Here is a 14,411-nt window from a genome sequence, read left to right as displayed (position 1 = left end):
GCCGGGCCCTCGCTGCTGAGGTGGTTCAGGCGACGCGCTGTTCATCGGGGTACGCACACGGGGTGCACATGCCGAGCGAGGCCGGGATCACGTATCCGGCGTCGCGGCGGCAGGCGGGGCACCAGCGGCGGGCGGCATTCGCCTTCGCGAGGGCGGCGGTCCGGCCGACGGTCATCGGCCGGACGGGCAGGGCCCGATCGACGAGGTACAGATAGGCGACCAGTGGGCCGCGCCGGCGCCGGGGGCGTTCGAGCTGGGCGACGACGTCCTGACCTCCGGGCCGCAGCCCCAGGGAGCGGAGCTGACGGCGGGTGGCCAGGCCATCGGGGGCCAGGCGCCACCGGTAGATGGGAAGGGCGGCCATCAGCCGACGGCCGGGGCGATCGAGGCGGCGTTCGCGTCGCGCATTTCCTGGTAACGAGCCGAGGCCCAACCAACGGACCAGCCGGACAGCTCGGCCGCGACACGGACCGGTACCCCGGCAGCGAACGCGGCCTGCACGGTCTTGCGGGCCTGCTCCTCGGGCTGCTTCTCCGCGGGCGGGCCAGCGGCGAGGAGTGCTTCGCGTTCACGCTCGGCCTGCGCGGTGCGCTCCGCCTGTTCACGGCGTTCACGCTCGGCCCGCTCGCGGGCCTCCAACTCACGCTGCTGCGCGACCCTGCGCTCACGCTGTTCACGCTCGGCCTGCTGCTGTTCACGCTCGCGTTCACGGCGTTCACGGGCCTCCCGCTCCGCCAGCTCGGCGGCTTCTGCCCGCGCCTGTTCCTCGCGGCGGAGCCGGTCCTGCCGGTCGGCCTCCTCGCGGACTAGCCGGGCTTCGTGTTCACGCTGTTCACGGGCGAGGGCCGCTTCGTGCTCGCGCTGTTCACGTGCGGCCCGCCGCCGGTTCTCCTCCTGCTCCGCGGCCGCCCGCTCCCGGGCGTCCCGCTCGGCGCGCTTGCGGGCCTCCACAGCCAGGACGGCGGCGGTCAGGGCCCGCCGGTAGGCGAGTCCGGCCTCTGCCGTGACGATGAGCAGGAGCGGGGCGACGGAGTGGACGGCGACCCCGACCATGTCCCCGGCCAGGGCGGATACGCCGATATTCAGCGCGAGGGTCATGGTCCCGGTCATCCACCGCAGGGCCACCGGCCAGGCGCCACCGTGACCGCCGAGACGGGCCAGGACCGAGTCGAGGCGGACCACGATGACCACGGCCGCGTCGACGACGAGCGGCAGGATCGGCGCCGTCCACCGCCACTCAACCGGGGTGTGGGCCGCCATCAACGGCGTGACCGTCAGGACGGAGTAGAGCATCGCCCCGCCGACGATCAGCCACGTCCCCACCGAGAGAGCACGCTCGGATGAACGGATCTGAACGCTGTTCACGAAGCCGCCTCCGCCCGTGAACGCTCCACGTCGGCAGCCGGAATCTTCGCGAAGCCGACCAGCCTCAGCAAGGCTCCGGCGTAGTCGCTCTCCGCCTCCAGCACGCGAGTACAGCCACCGCCTTGAACGCCGTGGCTCACGCTCTCGGGAGCGATCCCGAGGGCGTCACGCCACGCCTCGAACCCGGCGAAGTCGTCGTGGAAGGACAGCTCCAGCCGGCCGGGGAAGATCGTGGTCACCCGTACGCAGGGGGCCGGCAGGTGCGGGAACTCGGCGGCGAACAGGCGGAGGACTCGCAGGGGCGCGTCCAGCGAGGAGAGTGTGGCGGTCATGCGGCACCGCCCGGCATGCTCGCCGTGGCGGCCTGGTTGGTCAGCGTCCGCCGGACGTCCAGCATCTTGCGACGGGCCCGGCGGATACGCCGCTCATCCAGCTCGGACGGCGTGCGGTCCAGCACGGCGATCCGCGCGTCAAGCAGCTCGACATCCGCCAGGATCAGCGGCATCTCCCACTCGATCGCGTCCAACTCCGCGTCCGACGGCTCCAGGCCGTCGGACCACGGGGTAACAACGTTGTGAAGTGCGGCGATGGACTTCATGGGTCTTGCTCCTTCGAGAGAGGAACGGGGCCCGAACAGCAGCCCCGGCGTTCGAGCGCCGGGGCTGCACTGCGTTGGGGTGAAGCGGGAAGATCTCCGGCTCCCCTCAACCCCGCACGTACACCGCCGAAGCGGCAGACGTGCGGGGGAGGCAACCGCCCTGAGAGGCGAGCCACCGGCTATCCCGGTGCGCTGTCGCAGCGGCTCAGGGGATGACGCGAAGGGCGTTCCCGCCGCGCCGGTCAAGCGCGATCGGGGCCCGAAGTCTTAAGCGGATCACGATGTCCTCCTACGTCTTCAACTGGGATGCAGCACTGCAAGGGGGACTCAAGTCCCCACCCTCCGGCCGTTGCTCGCGGTCACCGGGCCACCTCGCCAGTCAGGCGCCAACCGCTCGCCCTGTCCCCTGGCCTTTAGCGGGATTGCAGCGTCCCCGCCCTTAGCTGTGGCCCCGTTCCGACGCGGGCCATTTCTGCCTCGTGCACACCGGAGTTGGGCCCTTGCGGGCCATCTGGTGCGCACCAGAAGCATGGCATCTGGTGCGCACCAGATGCAAGCCCTTGGTTCGTTCGGGGCTTGCCGGTGTCGTTCCGGTGTGACTTCAGGAAACGGCCCAGATGGGGGGTCTCGGTAGCCAACAGGGGTTAACCTCAAGGGTGTTAACCCGCTCCCACCTGCGGCGACTCGGTTAAACCCCTCAGGTGGCACGGCCATCGGAGGCGATGCACGTGGGCAAGGGATTACGAGCTGTTCGTACCGCGCGGGGATGGTCGCAGGAGCGGCTGATCTTCGAGATCGAGCGCCACGCGCGGCAGCACATGCTGAACGTCGCATCCAGCGCGAGCCTGAAGACCTACGTGTCGGAGTGGGAGAACGGCCGACGGGCCATCACGGAGCGGTACGCCGTGATCCTCCGGCCGCTGCTCGGGGTGACGGACGCCGAGCTGGGCGGGGAGCGCGCACGCTCAGTCCCCAAGCAAGCTGACGGCTACGAGGACCTGTTGAGCCGGATCGACTCGGCGCGGAGTGTCAGCGATTCCATGGTGAGCACCTTCATGGACCAGACCGAGCTACTGCGGACCATGGATCGGCAGATGGGCGCATCGGGCCTGGTGGACCAGATGACCGGCCACCTGGCGAGGATGGAGGACGCGCTCACCTTCGCCGTCCTGCCGGGAACGCGCCGTCCCATCGCGACGGCATTGGCCGGAGCGGCGACCCTGGCAGCCTGGCAAGCGCTGGATGCCGGTTCCGTGGAGCGAGCCTGGCGGCACTACGAGCTGGCGAAACGTGCCGCGCAGGATGCTGACGCGCCCCAGTACCTGGCTCACGCCATGGGCGAGCAGGCGTACGTCCTGGGTGATGCCGGCCGACCCGAGATGGCGGTGGAGCTCATCCGAGACGCGCAGCGCACCCATGCGGAGCGGCAGTCGCCCCGCCTTCGAGCCTGGTTGAGCGCGGCCGAAGCCGAGCTGTGCGCCACCGCCGGCATGCACGACGATTCCAGGCACGCGCTCGACCGGGCGGCGGCCGCGCTGCCGGAAGGCGCGGACACCCGCGACTCCGACATGCTGAGCATCTTCCTGAACACGGACCATCTGGCGCGCTGGAGGGGAAACGTACTGGCGCTGCTGGGGGACAGCTCGGCCATGGATGACCTCTACGCATCGCTCCAGACGGCAGACCCCACGTTCGTCCGCGCCAAGGCAGGCTTGCACAGCGACCTGACGCAAGCCCACCTTGCCCGCGGCGAGTTCGACGAGGCGCGCTCGAACCTTCAGCAGGCGCGCCTGCTGGCGAACCGCACGGGGTCCGTGCGGCATCGCCGGCGTGTGGAGCTGCTTACTGGGCGGCTGTAGCCCGCGACGCGAGGATGTGCAGGAGGGCAACCAGGGTTCCTGACCCCATGAGCTTCCCCTCGGCCATGAGGGCGGGGATGTCCGCCAGGGGCACCCAGGCGATCTGCCCGGCTTCCTCGATGTCTGTGGGCTCGCCCACCTTCACCGCGCCGCGTGCCACGAAGATCTCGTGAGGCGAATCGACCATGCCGATCATGGGCTGATACGTCACGACGTGCTCAACGTTCGTCGGGCGCCAGCCGGTCTCTTCCTCGGTCTCCCGCGCCGCCGTGGTCGCCGCGTCCTCGCCTTCGTCCACGATCCCGCCGGGGAGTTCCCATCCCCACTGCTGCGGGACGAAGCGGTAGCGCCACAGCATCAGGACGCGCTGCTGCTCATCGATCACAGCCGTGATCGCCACATGGTGCAGGCGCACCACGTGGTGCTCGAACCGCTCGACCCCGGGCGGCTCGACATCGACGAGGTCGAGGTTGACCCACCTGTTCTCGTAGACCGTCCTGCTGCCATGGATCGTCCAGGGCTCCAGCTCCGCCGGCGTGGCAACGGCCTCGCTGCCCACGACGCGGTAGGAGCTGCGGTCGTACGCCTTGATGAGGTGCTCGCTCGCCAGTCGCGCGAGCACCTGGCGGAGGGCAGTACGGCCGATCTCCAGCTCAGCGCTCATGGTCCGCTCGGAGGGAAGCTTCTCGCCGGGTCCATATTTACCCGACTCGATCCACGACCGGATCGTCTGGTAGACCCTCGTCGACTTCGGTCCCATCCTCAGAGCACTCTCCCCGTTCGTCAGCTGGTGCCAGCCAGCGTAGTGGGGGATCAGCGCAGGGGACTCGGTCATACCCATCTCTCTTCCGATCTGGTGCGGACGGGGGGTGGCTGGAGGCGACCCGGGATGGCCTCACACACGATCGCTTCAGGGGCTTCAGTCGCGCCCTCCGATGTTTACCGCAAGTAGAGATAATCCCTGCGGCTTTGATTACAGGCGTGCCAGACTGTTCTTCTACTTGACTCGTGAGAGGCCGCCAAGCCATGCAGCAAGGTCAGAATTCGGCGTGTCCGATGCCGCACGCCCATCGACGTCTTCTGGATTGCCACGCTCAGTGGCATGCGCTTCATGAAGCATATTTCAGCCCTGACGGATTTCGGTTGGCCTTGAACTCATTGCTTCAAACGCATCGAAGTGTCACTGACCTCTTGCTTAAGCGCAAGGCAACTCTTCCTGGTTTCCAGGAGTGGTTTACCCGCTTCTCTGAAGGAGTCAGTAAAGGTGAAATTATGCGATGGGCCAAAAAGTCGCGGAATCGCATCGTTCATGAGTCTGATCTAGAGCTGTACAGCTCTTGTCAAGTGGTATGGATCGGAGATTGGTATCGAAGGTCCGAGGCTGTGGCGCAGTTTCCTCCGCGAATGAGTATGGATGAAATCATTGATGCCATCCGTCGATCGCGAGGTATGCCGCCTTTCGGTACGATCACGGTCAAACGTCGATGGGTGGATAAAGCGCTCCCTACTTGGGAGCTTCTCGAAGCCACAGCTGACGCTTACATGGAACTCAACCGTCTGCTTCGTACGGGTCACTTGGCCGCAGGCGTTGGGGCTTGTGAGTTGGATTCTGGATACGGTGAGTGCATCACTTCTGAATTGCCGGAACTCTCTGGACATCTTTCATGCATGCACGCTGCGCGATCCGAGCTGTCCGGCCATTTTTCCGCCAGGGATGGACGGGTTCTGGAGGAGTTTTCCGAAGAATTTGAAGTGGATGAGGAAAGAGGGCGGGCTGCTTTTGAAGGGTATGGCTCACCTGAATTTCCTGAAGGGGATGCCGTGGCGTGCGTACCTGGATATATGGAAGTAGCCCGGCAGGTGATGCAGAGGGATGGATTTCATGCCACGCTGGCGCTCTGCTATAAGGGTGACGCCGTGGTGCGCATTCAGGTGATGGAGTTTCCTGACCAGGGGGCAAAGATTCTCATCTTTGAAGGGCTGGCAAATCTTGTTGAGTCAACGCGGGCGGACGGGGTTCTAATTATTGGGGAGACCTGGATGGGGGCGCAAACGGAAACTGAGAAGAAACTAGGAACTGTGTTGCTGCCTGCCAGGGATCGATTGGATAGGCGGGAGGCGCTAACCGTCTACGCGGTCACCCGTGATGGGCGTCATGCGGCCCTGAACTGCTTCGTGGAGCGCACTCCGTCCGGAACGACTGTTTGTAGCGATCCCGTCGAACTGGATGCGCAAGGGGGTGCCAATACCTTGATCCCCATCAAGCGGAAGTGGAAGGAGATGGAGGGCCGCGGACTCTAGCCCGGGGCCCTCCCGTCGTCGACTACGAGCGCCCACTTCAGCGGTGGGTATCCAGCAACCCATGGCGCCGGCGAGACAGCGAGCCTCTTGGCTCCCTGGGGTCGGGCTGAGGCGGTCCGGACTGACGTCCTTCGGATGCGGCTCGCCCCAGCCCAATACCGAGGTTTGGGCCATGTGTGGGCCAGCGCGGGCGGGGTGGATGTTGGAGCGCGCTCCGGTGCAGGTCACGGCGGTGCTGAGACTCTCGGCGGAACCCTCTTGAAAGCCGTCGTGGCGCGAGTCACCGTGGGTGCAAATCCCACACCCACCGCAGGTGAACGGCTCCTGACCAGGATCAAATGGGCAGGAGCCGTTTTCGTTTGCCGGCTCAACCCTGCGGCAGCTGCCCGGGACGGTCCGTGATCCCCTGCGCGACGATGGCTACGGAGGTCACTGCCGTTCCGGCCTTGCCCCAGTCGCTGTCCCCGAGGGCGATGGTCCGCTCGCCCAGGAGCCGCATGGTCTGCTTGTCGAAGATCCACTCGGTTCGCTCGTTGTCGTGGACCCGGGCGACAGCGACACCCGTTCGGCCCACAGCGTCCTTCGAGTCCTGAACCAGAACCACGCCGGGAATGCGGGCCGCCGCACGGTAGAGCGCCGCACTCAGACCGGGCGGTGCCTGGAACCTCCGCAGCAAGTCACCGATGGCGACGAACGCCTGCTGATCGGGTCCCGTTGTCGAACCGGAGCCGGGGCTTTGCTGCATCTGGGTGTCCTCGTAGATCAGGTGCAGCAGCGCGTCCGGGTCGGTCGGAAGCGTTTCGAGAAACCGGTAAGTGGGGCCGTTCAGAGTGGGCGGGCCATCGGGCGGGAGTGTCTCGGACCCTCGCACGGTGCGCGTCGTCGTTCCTGCCGACCCATCGACCGAGTGCCAGTGTTCCGCAGACTCGTCGGTAGGGGACGCCTCCATCCTTCCCCCGCTCCCGGGCACCTCGGACAGGGAGGTGTCCCTCGCGTGCGGTGCGGGACGTGGCCGGACGCCCTGCGGCTGGCTCCGCAGCCAGATGGTCGGTGGTGAGCTTGCGCAGGCGGGCGCGCGCCCGCGACAACCGGGAGCGAACGGTGGATTCTGCGACGCCGCAGGCCTTGCCACTTCGCTGTGGCTGAGGCCGGACCATACGGACAGGACGATGGTCTCGCGGTCGGCACGCCGGAGCCGGCCCAAGGCGCTCAGGGCGGCCTCAGCCTCTGCCGTGTCCGTCATGCGGGATACGACTCCATCGGCCGGGTCCGGCACGGCATTCGGTGGAGGTAAGCGCGTGAGGGCCTCTCTGTGGCGTCGTGCCGCCCTGCGGGTGTTGCGCAGGAAATGGTGGCGACACCGAGCAGCCACGCCCGATGGTTCGTGACTCCGCCGAGCGTCGCCCTGAGCCGCCAGGCTTCGAGAAAGGTGAGGGAGGCGATGTCCTCCGCCCCCGACCGGTCAGAAGTCATGCGGACGACATGCGCGTACACGGCGTGGCCGTGCGCATCGTAGATCTCGGCGAACAGCTGCTGTTCCACACTGCGTAGTGTCCGCTCGACCCCGTGCGCTGCATGAGGCGCGCGTCACACATTCACGGGACGGGCGTGCCCCTGCCCCTGTCCCTGCCCGCTGTCTGCGGCGTTCCTTCCGGGGCCTTCTTGGACGCCGAACCGCTGCCTTGGGCCTTCCGAGTGGTGTTTGTCGGAAGATCGGCGCGGGCGATGGGGTCGGTGCGGTTGCGGCCACATCATGACGAATGTATGCAGATCCGCCCGTCGGAACATCGTGAATCGAGGCACCTCGTCATGGCTCACCGCACCATCCTCACGTCGATCTGGACCTCCGTCCTCGCCGCTCTCGTGGCCCTCCTCTCCTGCTTCGGTCTCGCGGGTAAGGCCGCTCCGGCCTCCGCCCCGGCCCCCTCCGCCGCGGGCGCCGCGGCCACCGCAGTGCGCCGGCCGGCCGTAGTGGCCCGGCGGACCTGGCGGGCGATGATGCGGGGCGGTTCGCTCCCGCCGACCATCAAGCAGCGGATCCGCGCCGAGGCGCACGGCAAGACCCCCTCCGTCCGACGCTCCACCACCGCCGATGCCATGGGTGCCGGTCCCGGAACCGCTGCCCGCACCACTGCCCCGGTCGTAGCCCCGGCAGCCCCGGTCGCAGTGCCCGCCGCAGCCACCGCCGGCGCCGCCCGGGAAGCACTCGGGCTGGCCGCGTAGCCCCGTATCCCGTATCCCTTGGTCGCCGTCGCCGTCGCCGTCGCCGTCGCCGTCGCCGTCGCCGTCGCAGTCGCAGTCGCAGTCGCAGTCGCAGTCGCAGTCGTACGGTCCGGTTCGCGGGTGTATGTGCCGCCGCCGGGCAGAAGCTGAAGCCAGAAGCTGAAGCCAGAAGCAGGACCAGTAGGGCCAGCAGGATCAGTTGGACCAGTGGCGCCAGAAGGAGAACCGGAAGCAGCCGCAAAGCCGGCAGCGGAGCCGGAAGCAGCAGTAGAACCCGTAGGAGAAGCAGGAGTACGAGTAGGCGCTGGAGCCCGGTCGGTCGCGACCGTGGATCGCGCCGCGCGGTGGTGCCCCCGGAGCGGGGCACGGATGGGTCACCCCGGCTTGCGCCGGGGCGTGCAGGGGGCGTGAAGCTTGGCATTGCAGGGCCGCAGGCCCGGGAGACGGTGGGGTTCCCGGACGGCGCGGCCCTTTTCGGCATGTCCGGGACAGGCCGTTCTGGCGGAACGCTTCGGCCCTTGTGCGGCGCCGGTTTCGGCCGATCCCAGGGTGCTGACCTGGGGCTTCGGGGGCGCAAATGAGGTTTATCCGATGTTGGTCATACTTGCGGGGGAATCGGGGACTCCGTGACGGTTCGCCGGGGATTCGGTGGGCAACTCTGGATTCGCGACGTCGTCACCACACGGAACGACCGAGGCGGTCGGCCAACTGCCTTGGAGCAAGTCCCATTTCGGTTTTCTGGAGGACAAAGACATGGCAAGCATCCGTACCGCCCGCGTCATCGCCGCCGTCGCCGCGCTCCCTCTCGCCGTAGCTCTCCTGGGCGGGGTGGCGTCGGCCGACAACGGCTCCTTCGCGAACGACGGATCGAATGCGAGCGTCGCCGGCATCGTCGGCAGTGGTGTGGGAGGCAACAACAACGGCAACTCGTCCACGTCGCAGCAGGTGGCCACCGGTTCCGGGGCCTCCAACCAGAGCAACACCGCGCAGGTGAACGGGTCGGCCTTCACCGCGATCGACCAGTCCAACGCCACCGTGGCGGTCAATTTCCACCCCTGGTGGTAGCCGCGGCCTGAGTCGCTCAGATTCTTGAGGGCGCCTGTGCGACCGGACCGGCTGGGGTCCGGTAGCGCAGGCGCCCTCGCGCATCTCCCGGCGCCAGCCCGAGCCCCCGAGCCGGCTCCTCTCCCGACCTTGACACCACGGGTGAATCTGACGGACAGTCAGGTTCCCTCGATGATGTGATGCCGGGAGGCCTGCGCCGTGCACCTCGCCCCGACCGAAGGCCAGTTGCGGCTGCGCGCCGAACTGCGCGCGTACTTCAAGGATCTGCTGCCGGACGGCGTCCCCGGCGATCCCGCCCGTCAGCGCGAACTCCTGCGCCGCATAGGCGCCGACGGGCTGCTCGGCCTCGGCTGGCCCGTCGAGTACGGCGGCCAGGACCGCGGCGCCGACGAGCAGTTCGTCTTCTTCGACGAGGCCTACCGGGCCGGCGCCCCCGTTTCCATGGTCACGCTCAACACCGTCGGCCCGACCCTGATGAAATACGGGACCGAGGAGCAGAAGGACTACTTCCTGCCCCGGATCCTCGCGGGCGACATCGTCTTCGCCATCGGCTACTCCGAACCCGAAGCCGGCACCGACCTCGCCGCCCTGCGCACCCGCGCGGTCCGCGACGGAGACGACTGGCTCATCGACGGGCAGAAGATCTTCACCTCCAACGCCCAGAACGCGGACTGGATCTGGCTCGCCTGCCGCACCGATCCCGAGGCGCCCAAGCACAAGGGCATCTCGATCATCCTGGTGCCCACCGACACCACTGGCTTCTCCTGGACCCCGATCCACACCGTCGGCGGCCTCACCACCACGGCCACGTACTACGACGGCGTCCGCGTCCCCGCCGGCCATCTCGTCGGCCCCGAGCACGGCGGCTGGGGCCTGATCACCAACCAGCTCAACCACGAGCGCGTCGCCCTCGCCGCCATCGGCATGCAGGCCGAGGACTTCTACGCGTACGCGCTCGACCACGCCCGCACCCCCGATCCGGCCACCGGCGACCGGCCCGCCGACCTCCCCTGGGTGCAGTCCCGGCTCGCCGAGGCACGCGCGCGACTGGCCGCCGTACGCCTCCTCAACTGGCGCCTCGTCCAGGACGTGGGCAGCGGCGCCCTGGCCCCCGGCGATGCCAGCGGGGTGAAGTTCCTCGGCACCGAGTCCACCGTCGAGGTGTACCGGATGTGCCAGGAGGTGGTCGGCGAGGAGGCCCTGATCCGCGGGCCCGCGGCCTTCGCGGGCGGCGAGCTCGAACGGATGAACCGGGCCGCCCAGATCAACACGTTCGGCGGCGGGGTCAGCGAGGTCCAGCGGGAGATCGTCGCCATGATGCGGCTCGGGATGAAGGGGAGGAAGCGATGACGGCGGACGCGGACGCGGTCGTTGACGCGGCGGAGGAGGCAGCCCGGTTCCACACGCTGCTGACGGCCTTCGAGGGGCATCCGGCCGCCACCGGCGGCCGGGGGAAGGACGCGGTCAACGAGCCGATGATCCGCCACTGGTGCGAGGCGATGGGCGATGCCAACCCTGCCTACACCGGGCCGGACGCGATCGCTCCGCCCACCATGCTGCAGGCCTGGACGATGGGCGGCCTCTCCGGCCACGCGGACCGCTCCTCCGCCTATGACGAGCTCCTCGGGCTCCTCGACGGCGCGGGCTTCACCTCCGTGGTCGCCACCGACTGCGAGCAGGAATACCTCCGCCCGCTGCGCCCCGGCGACGCGATCACCTTCGACGCCGTCATCGAGTCCGTGTCGCCCCGCAAGACGACCAAGCTGGGCACCGGCCACTTCGTGACCACCCGCATGGACGTCCGGGCGGACGGCGAGCCCGCCGGCACCCACCGCTTCCGCATCCTCAAGTACGTGCCCGCCGCCGGGCCGTCGAAGAAGCGGCCACCGGCGCAGCGGCCCCGCCCAGTGATCAACCAAGACAACCAGGGGTTCTGGGAAGGAGTGCGGGAGCACAGGCTGCTGATCCAGCGCTGCACCGCCTGCACCACGCTCCGCTTCCCGTGGCTCCCCGGCTGCAACGCCTGCGCGAGCGCGGACTGGGACACCGTCGAGGCCTCCGGCGCGGGCACGGTGTTCAGCTACGTGGTCATGCACCATCCGCCCTTCCCGGCCTTCGACCCGCCCTACGCGGTCGCGCTGGTCGAGCTCGCCGAAGGAGTCCGGATGATCAGCAACATCACCGGTGTGCCCTACGACAAGGTGCGCATCGGCCTCCCCGTTCAGCTGGAGTTCCTGCGCGTCGACGACGATCTCGAACTCCCCGTCTTCCGCGGGAGTGAGGGCTGATGGACTTCCGTCCCACCGAGGAACAGGCCGCCGCGGCCGGTCTCGCCGCCCGCATCTTCTCCGACCTGGCCACTCATGAACGCCTCTCCGAAGCCGGCACCGGCAGCGACGCCGACCTGTGGAAGGCCCTCACCACGGCCGGGCTGACCGCCGCGGTCGAGGAGATCGGTCTGCTCGGGCTGGTCCTGCTGCTGGAGGAGCAGGGCCGCACCACGGCGCAGGTCCCGTACGCCGCCACCTGCGTGTACGGGATCCTCCCCGTGGCCGCGCACGGCAGCCCCGAGCAGCGCGCCCGCCTGCTGCCCGCCCTCGGCACGGGCGAGGCGGTGGCCACCGGCGCCTTCCCATCGCGCGGCCGGATCACCGCCGAGGGCGGCCGGCTCACCGGGACCACCCCCGCCGTGCCCTGGCTGCGCGACGCCACGCACGTCCTGGTCCCGGACGCCGACCGGGCGTTGTGGCTCGTACGGACCGACGCGCCCGGCGTGGGGACCTCCCCCGTGGAGACCACCGCCCCCTGGTCGGCGGGCCGGCTGACCCTGGCCGGAGCCGAGGCCGAACGGCTGGGGTCCGACGGCGCGTACGAGGACACGCTCGCCGCCGCCCGCACCGCCTTCGCCGGCCTCCAGGCGGGCGTCTGCGCGGGTTCCCTCGCCCGGGCGGTGGAGTACACCTCCACCCGTGAGCAGTTCGGCCGGCCGCTCTCCACCCATCAGGGGGTCATGCTGCGCGCGGCCGACGCGTACATGGACACCGAGGCGATCCGGGTCACCGCCTACGAGGCGGCCTGGCGCCTCGACCAGGGTCTTCCCGCGCAGGAACACGTGCTGACGGCCGCCTGGTGGGCCTCGGAGGCGGGCAGGAGGGTCGTGCACGCGGGCCAGCACCTGCATGGCGGCATGGGCGCCGACCTGGACCACCCCGTGCACCGGCACTTCCTGTGGGGGCGCCAACTGGACGCATACCTGGGCTGCGGCAGCGAGCTGCTGGCCGAGCTGGGGGCCACGATCGCCGCGTCCCCCGCATCCGCGCTCGCGCCTGCACCAGCGCCCGCGCCCGCACCCGTATCCGCATCCGCATCCGCGTTCGCTTCGACAGCCGAGGGAGAACAGGCATGAACGTCGGCGACACGCTGCCGCCGCTGGAGATTCCGGTCACCCGCACCCTGATCGTCGCGGGCGCGATCGCCTCCCGCGACTACCAGGACGTGCACCACGACGCGGCGCTGGCGCAGGAGAAGGGCTCCCCGGACGTCTTCATGAACATCCTGACCACGAACGGCCTGGTGGGCCGGTACATCACCGACCACCTCGGGCCGCGCGCCGTCCTGCGCAAGGTGGCCATCCGACTCGGCGCCCCGAACTACCCGGGCGACACGATGACCCTCACCGGCACCGTCACCGCCGTATCCGCGACCACCGTCGAGATCCGGGTCGTCGGCGCCAACGGCCTCGGCCACCACGTATCGGGAACGGTCACCGCGGAGGTGCCGGCATGAGCGTCCGCACCCGCGACGAGCTCGGCGGCCGCGCAGCCATCGCCGGCATCGGAGCCACCGAGTTCTCCAAGGACTCCGGCCGCAGCGAGCTCAAACTCGCCGTCGAGGCCGTGCACGCCGCCCTCGACGACGCCGGGCTCACCCCCGACGACGTCGACGGCATGGTCACCTTCACGATGGACACCAGCCCCGAGATCACGGTCGCCCAGGCGGCCGGCATCGGGGAGCTGTCCTTCTTCTCCCGCATCCACTACGGCGGCGGCGCGGCCTGCGCCACCGTCCAGCAGGCCGCCCTCGCCGTCGCCACCGGAGTCGCGGAGGTCGTGGTCTGCTACCGCGCCTTCAACGAGCGCTCCGGGCGCCGCTTCGGGTCCGGGGTCCAGCAGCGGGAACCCTCGGCGGAGGGGGCGGCGCTCGGCTGGTCGCTCCCCTGGGGGCTGCTGACCCCCGCCTCCTGGGTGGCCATGACCGCACAGCGCTACCTGCACACCTACAACCTCACCCCCGAGGCGTTCGGGCACGTCGCCGTCACCGACCGCCGGCACGCCGCGAACAACCCCGCCGCGTACTTCTACGGCAAGCCCATCACCCTGGCCGACCATGCGGCCTCGCGCTGGATCGTGGAGCCGCTGCGGCTGCTGGACTGTTGCCAGGAGACCGACGGCGGCCAGGCCGTCGTCGTCACCACGACCGAGCGCGCCCGGGATCTGAGGCACGCGCCCGCCGTGATCACCGCCGCCGCTCAGGGCGCCGGCCGCCGCCAGGAGGGTATGACCTCCTTCTACCGGGACGACCTCACCGGGCTGCCGGAGATGGACGTGGTCGCCCGCCAGCTGTGGCGCACCAGCGGGCTGCGGCCCTCGGACATCGACGTCGGCATCCTCTACGACCACTTCACCCCCTTTGTGCTGATGCAGCTGGAGGAGTTCGGCTTCTGTGCGCCCGGTGAGGCCGCGGACTTCGTGGCCGCGGACGCCCTGCCGATCAACACGCATGGCGGCCAGCTCGGAGAGGCATACCTGCACGGGATGAACGGCATTGCCGAGGCCGTCCGCCAGCTGCGCGGGACCTCCGTCAACCAGGTCGCGGGGGCGGCGCACGCACTTGTCACAGCCGGTACCGGTGTCCCGACCTCCGGGCTGATCCTGGGCGCCGACGGCTGAGATCCGGGACCAGGGCCGTCCCCACCCCTCCACCTTCAGGGGGTGGGGACG

Annotated in this window: 16 protein-coding genes; 9 read left to right on the top strand and 7 right to left on the bottom strand. The window is 69.1% G+C overall.

The genetic code is table 11. The features are described 5' to 3' along the window. Positions 1–25: 25 nt before the first annotated feature. From OG753_RS21365 to OG753_RS21350, 4 genes are read right to left on the bottom strand one after another with little or no spacing between them, the layout of a single operon-like run. Positions 26–364: an RRQRL motif-containing zinc-binding protein gene (locus OG753_RS21365; RefSeq protein WP_405789673.1), complete on the bottom strand. Its 339-nt coding sequence runs from the start codon at positions 362–364 to the stop codon at positions 26–28. Continuing rightward, complete coding sequence (locus OG753_RS21360; protein ID WP_405789672.1) at positions 364–1,365, bottom strand: DUF2637 domain-containing protein; 1,002 nt, start codon at positions 1,363–1,365, stop codon at positions 364–366. Before OG753_RS21360 ends, OG753_RS21365 begins: the two co-directional genes overlap by 1 nt. Then, positions 1,362–1,697, bottom strand: a complete 336-nt coding sequence (locus OG753_RS21355; protein WP_405789670.1) for a hypothetical protein — start codon at positions 1,695–1,697, stop codon at positions 1,362–1,364. The genes OG753_RS21360 and OG753_RS21355 overlap by 4 nt, the downstream gene beginning before the upstream one ends. Next, on the bottom strand, positions 1,694–1,963 hold the full coding sequence (locus OG753_RS21350) for a DUF6284 family protein (RefSeq protein ID WP_405789668.1): 270 nt from the start codon (positions 1,961–1,963) through the stop codon (positions 1,694–1,696). The genes OG753_RS21355 and OG753_RS21350 overlap by 4 nt, the downstream gene beginning before the upstream one ends. Before the next feature lie 728 nt (positions 1,964–2,691). Here OG753_RS21350 and OG753_RS21345 point away from each other — a divergent pair. Further along, positions 2,692–3,822 (top strand): helix-turn-helix domain-containing protein, encoded by a 1,131-nt coding sequence (locus OG753_RS21345; RefSeq protein WP_405789666.1) that lies wholly within the window; start codon positions 2,692–2,694, stop codon positions 3,820–3,822. On the opposite strand, the gene OG753_RS21340 is transcribed toward OG753_RS21345, so the two are convergent. Then, positions 3,806–4,582, bottom strand: coding sequence for an NUDIX domain-containing protein (locus OG753_RS21340; RefSeq protein WP_405792752.1), 777 nt, complete (start codon positions 4,580–4,582; stop codon positions 3,806–3,808). The genes OG753_RS21345 and OG753_RS21340 overlap by 17 nt on opposite strands. 644 nt (positions 4,583–5,226) lie before the next feature. On the opposite strand from OG753_RS21340, the gene OG753_RS21335 reads away from it, so the two are divergent. After that, positions 5,227–6,123: a hypothetical protein gene (locus tag OG753_RS21335; RefSeq protein ID WP_405789664.1), complete on the top strand. Its 897-nt coding sequence runs from the start codon at positions 5,227–5,229 to the stop codon at positions 6,121–6,123. Between the two features lie 367 nt (positions 6,124–6,490). Here OG753_RS21335 and OG753_RS21330 read toward each other — a convergent pair whose 3' ends face one another. Further along, positions 6,491–7,366, bottom strand: a complete 876-nt coding sequence (locus tag OG753_RS21330) for a CU044_5270 family protein (protein WP_405789662.1) — start codon at positions 7,364–7,366, stop codon at positions 6,491–6,493. After that, positions 7,363–7,665 (bottom strand): RNA polymerase sigma factor, encoded by a 303-nt coding sequence (locus tag OG753_RS21325; RefSeq protein ID WP_405789661.1) that lies wholly within the window; start codon positions 7,663–7,665, stop codon positions 7,363–7,365. Before OG753_RS21325 ends, OG753_RS21330 begins: the two co-directional genes overlap by 4 nt. Before the next feature lie 267 nt (positions 7,666–7,932). Between OG753_RS21325 and OG753_RS21320 the strand changes: the two genes are divergently transcribed. From OG753_RS21320 to OG753_RS21290, 7 genes are all read left to right on the top strand, one after another. Continuing rightward, complete coding sequence (locus OG753_RS21320) at positions 7,933–8,346, top strand: DUF6344 domain-containing protein (RefSeq protein ID WP_405789659.1); 414 nt, start codon at positions 7,933–7,935, stop codon at positions 8,344–8,346. A gap of 753 nt (positions 8,347–9,099) precedes the next feature. Beyond that, positions 9,100–9,411: a hypothetical protein gene (locus OG753_RS21315; protein WP_327263297.1), complete on the top strand. Its 312-nt coding sequence runs from the start codon at positions 9,100–9,102 to the stop codon at positions 9,409–9,411. A gap of 198 nt (positions 9,412–9,609) precedes the next feature. Further along, complete coding sequence (locus tag OG753_RS21310; RefSeq protein WP_405789657.1) at positions 9,610–10,761, top strand: acyl-CoA dehydrogenase family protein; 1,152 nt, start codon at positions 9,610–9,612, stop codon at positions 10,759–10,761. Beyond that, positions 10,758–11,699: a bifunctional MaoC family dehydratase N-terminal/OB-fold nucleic acid binding domain-containing protein gene (locus tag OG753_RS21305; RefSeq protein ID WP_405789656.1), complete on the top strand. Its 942-nt coding sequence runs from the start codon at positions 10,758–10,760 to the stop codon at positions 11,697–11,699. The genes OG753_RS21310 and OG753_RS21305 overlap by 4 nt, the downstream gene beginning before the upstream one ends. After that, a complete protein-coding gene (locus tag OG753_RS21300) occupies positions 11,699–12,817 on the top strand; it encodes an acyl-CoA dehydrogenase family protein (RefSeq protein ID WP_405789655.1) in 1,119 nt (372 codons plus the stop codon). Before OG753_RS21305 ends, OG753_RS21300 begins: the two co-directional genes overlap by 1 nt. Then, positions 12,814–13,197, top strand: coding sequence for a MaoC family dehydratase (locus tag OG753_RS21295; RefSeq protein ID WP_405789653.1), 384 nt, complete (start codon positions 12,814–12,816; stop codon positions 13,195–13,197). Before OG753_RS21300 ends, OG753_RS21295 begins: the two co-directional genes overlap by 4 nt. Further along, positions 13,194–14,360 (top strand): lipid-transfer protein, encoded by a 1,167-nt coding sequence (locus OG753_RS21290; RefSeq protein ID WP_405789651.1) that lies wholly within the window; start codon positions 13,194–13,196, stop codon positions 14,358–14,360. Before OG753_RS21295 ends, OG753_RS21290 begins: the two co-directional genes overlap by 4 nt. The last annotated feature ends 51 nt before the right edge of the window (positions 14,361–14,411 follow it).

The organism is Streptomyces sp. NBC_00029 (assembly GCF_045160505.1).
Taxonomy (GTDB): domain Bacteria; phylum Actinomycetota; class Actinomycetes; order Streptomycetales; family Streptomycetaceae; genus Streptomyces.
This window is presented reverse-complemented; position numbering and strand designations above follow the sequence as displayed.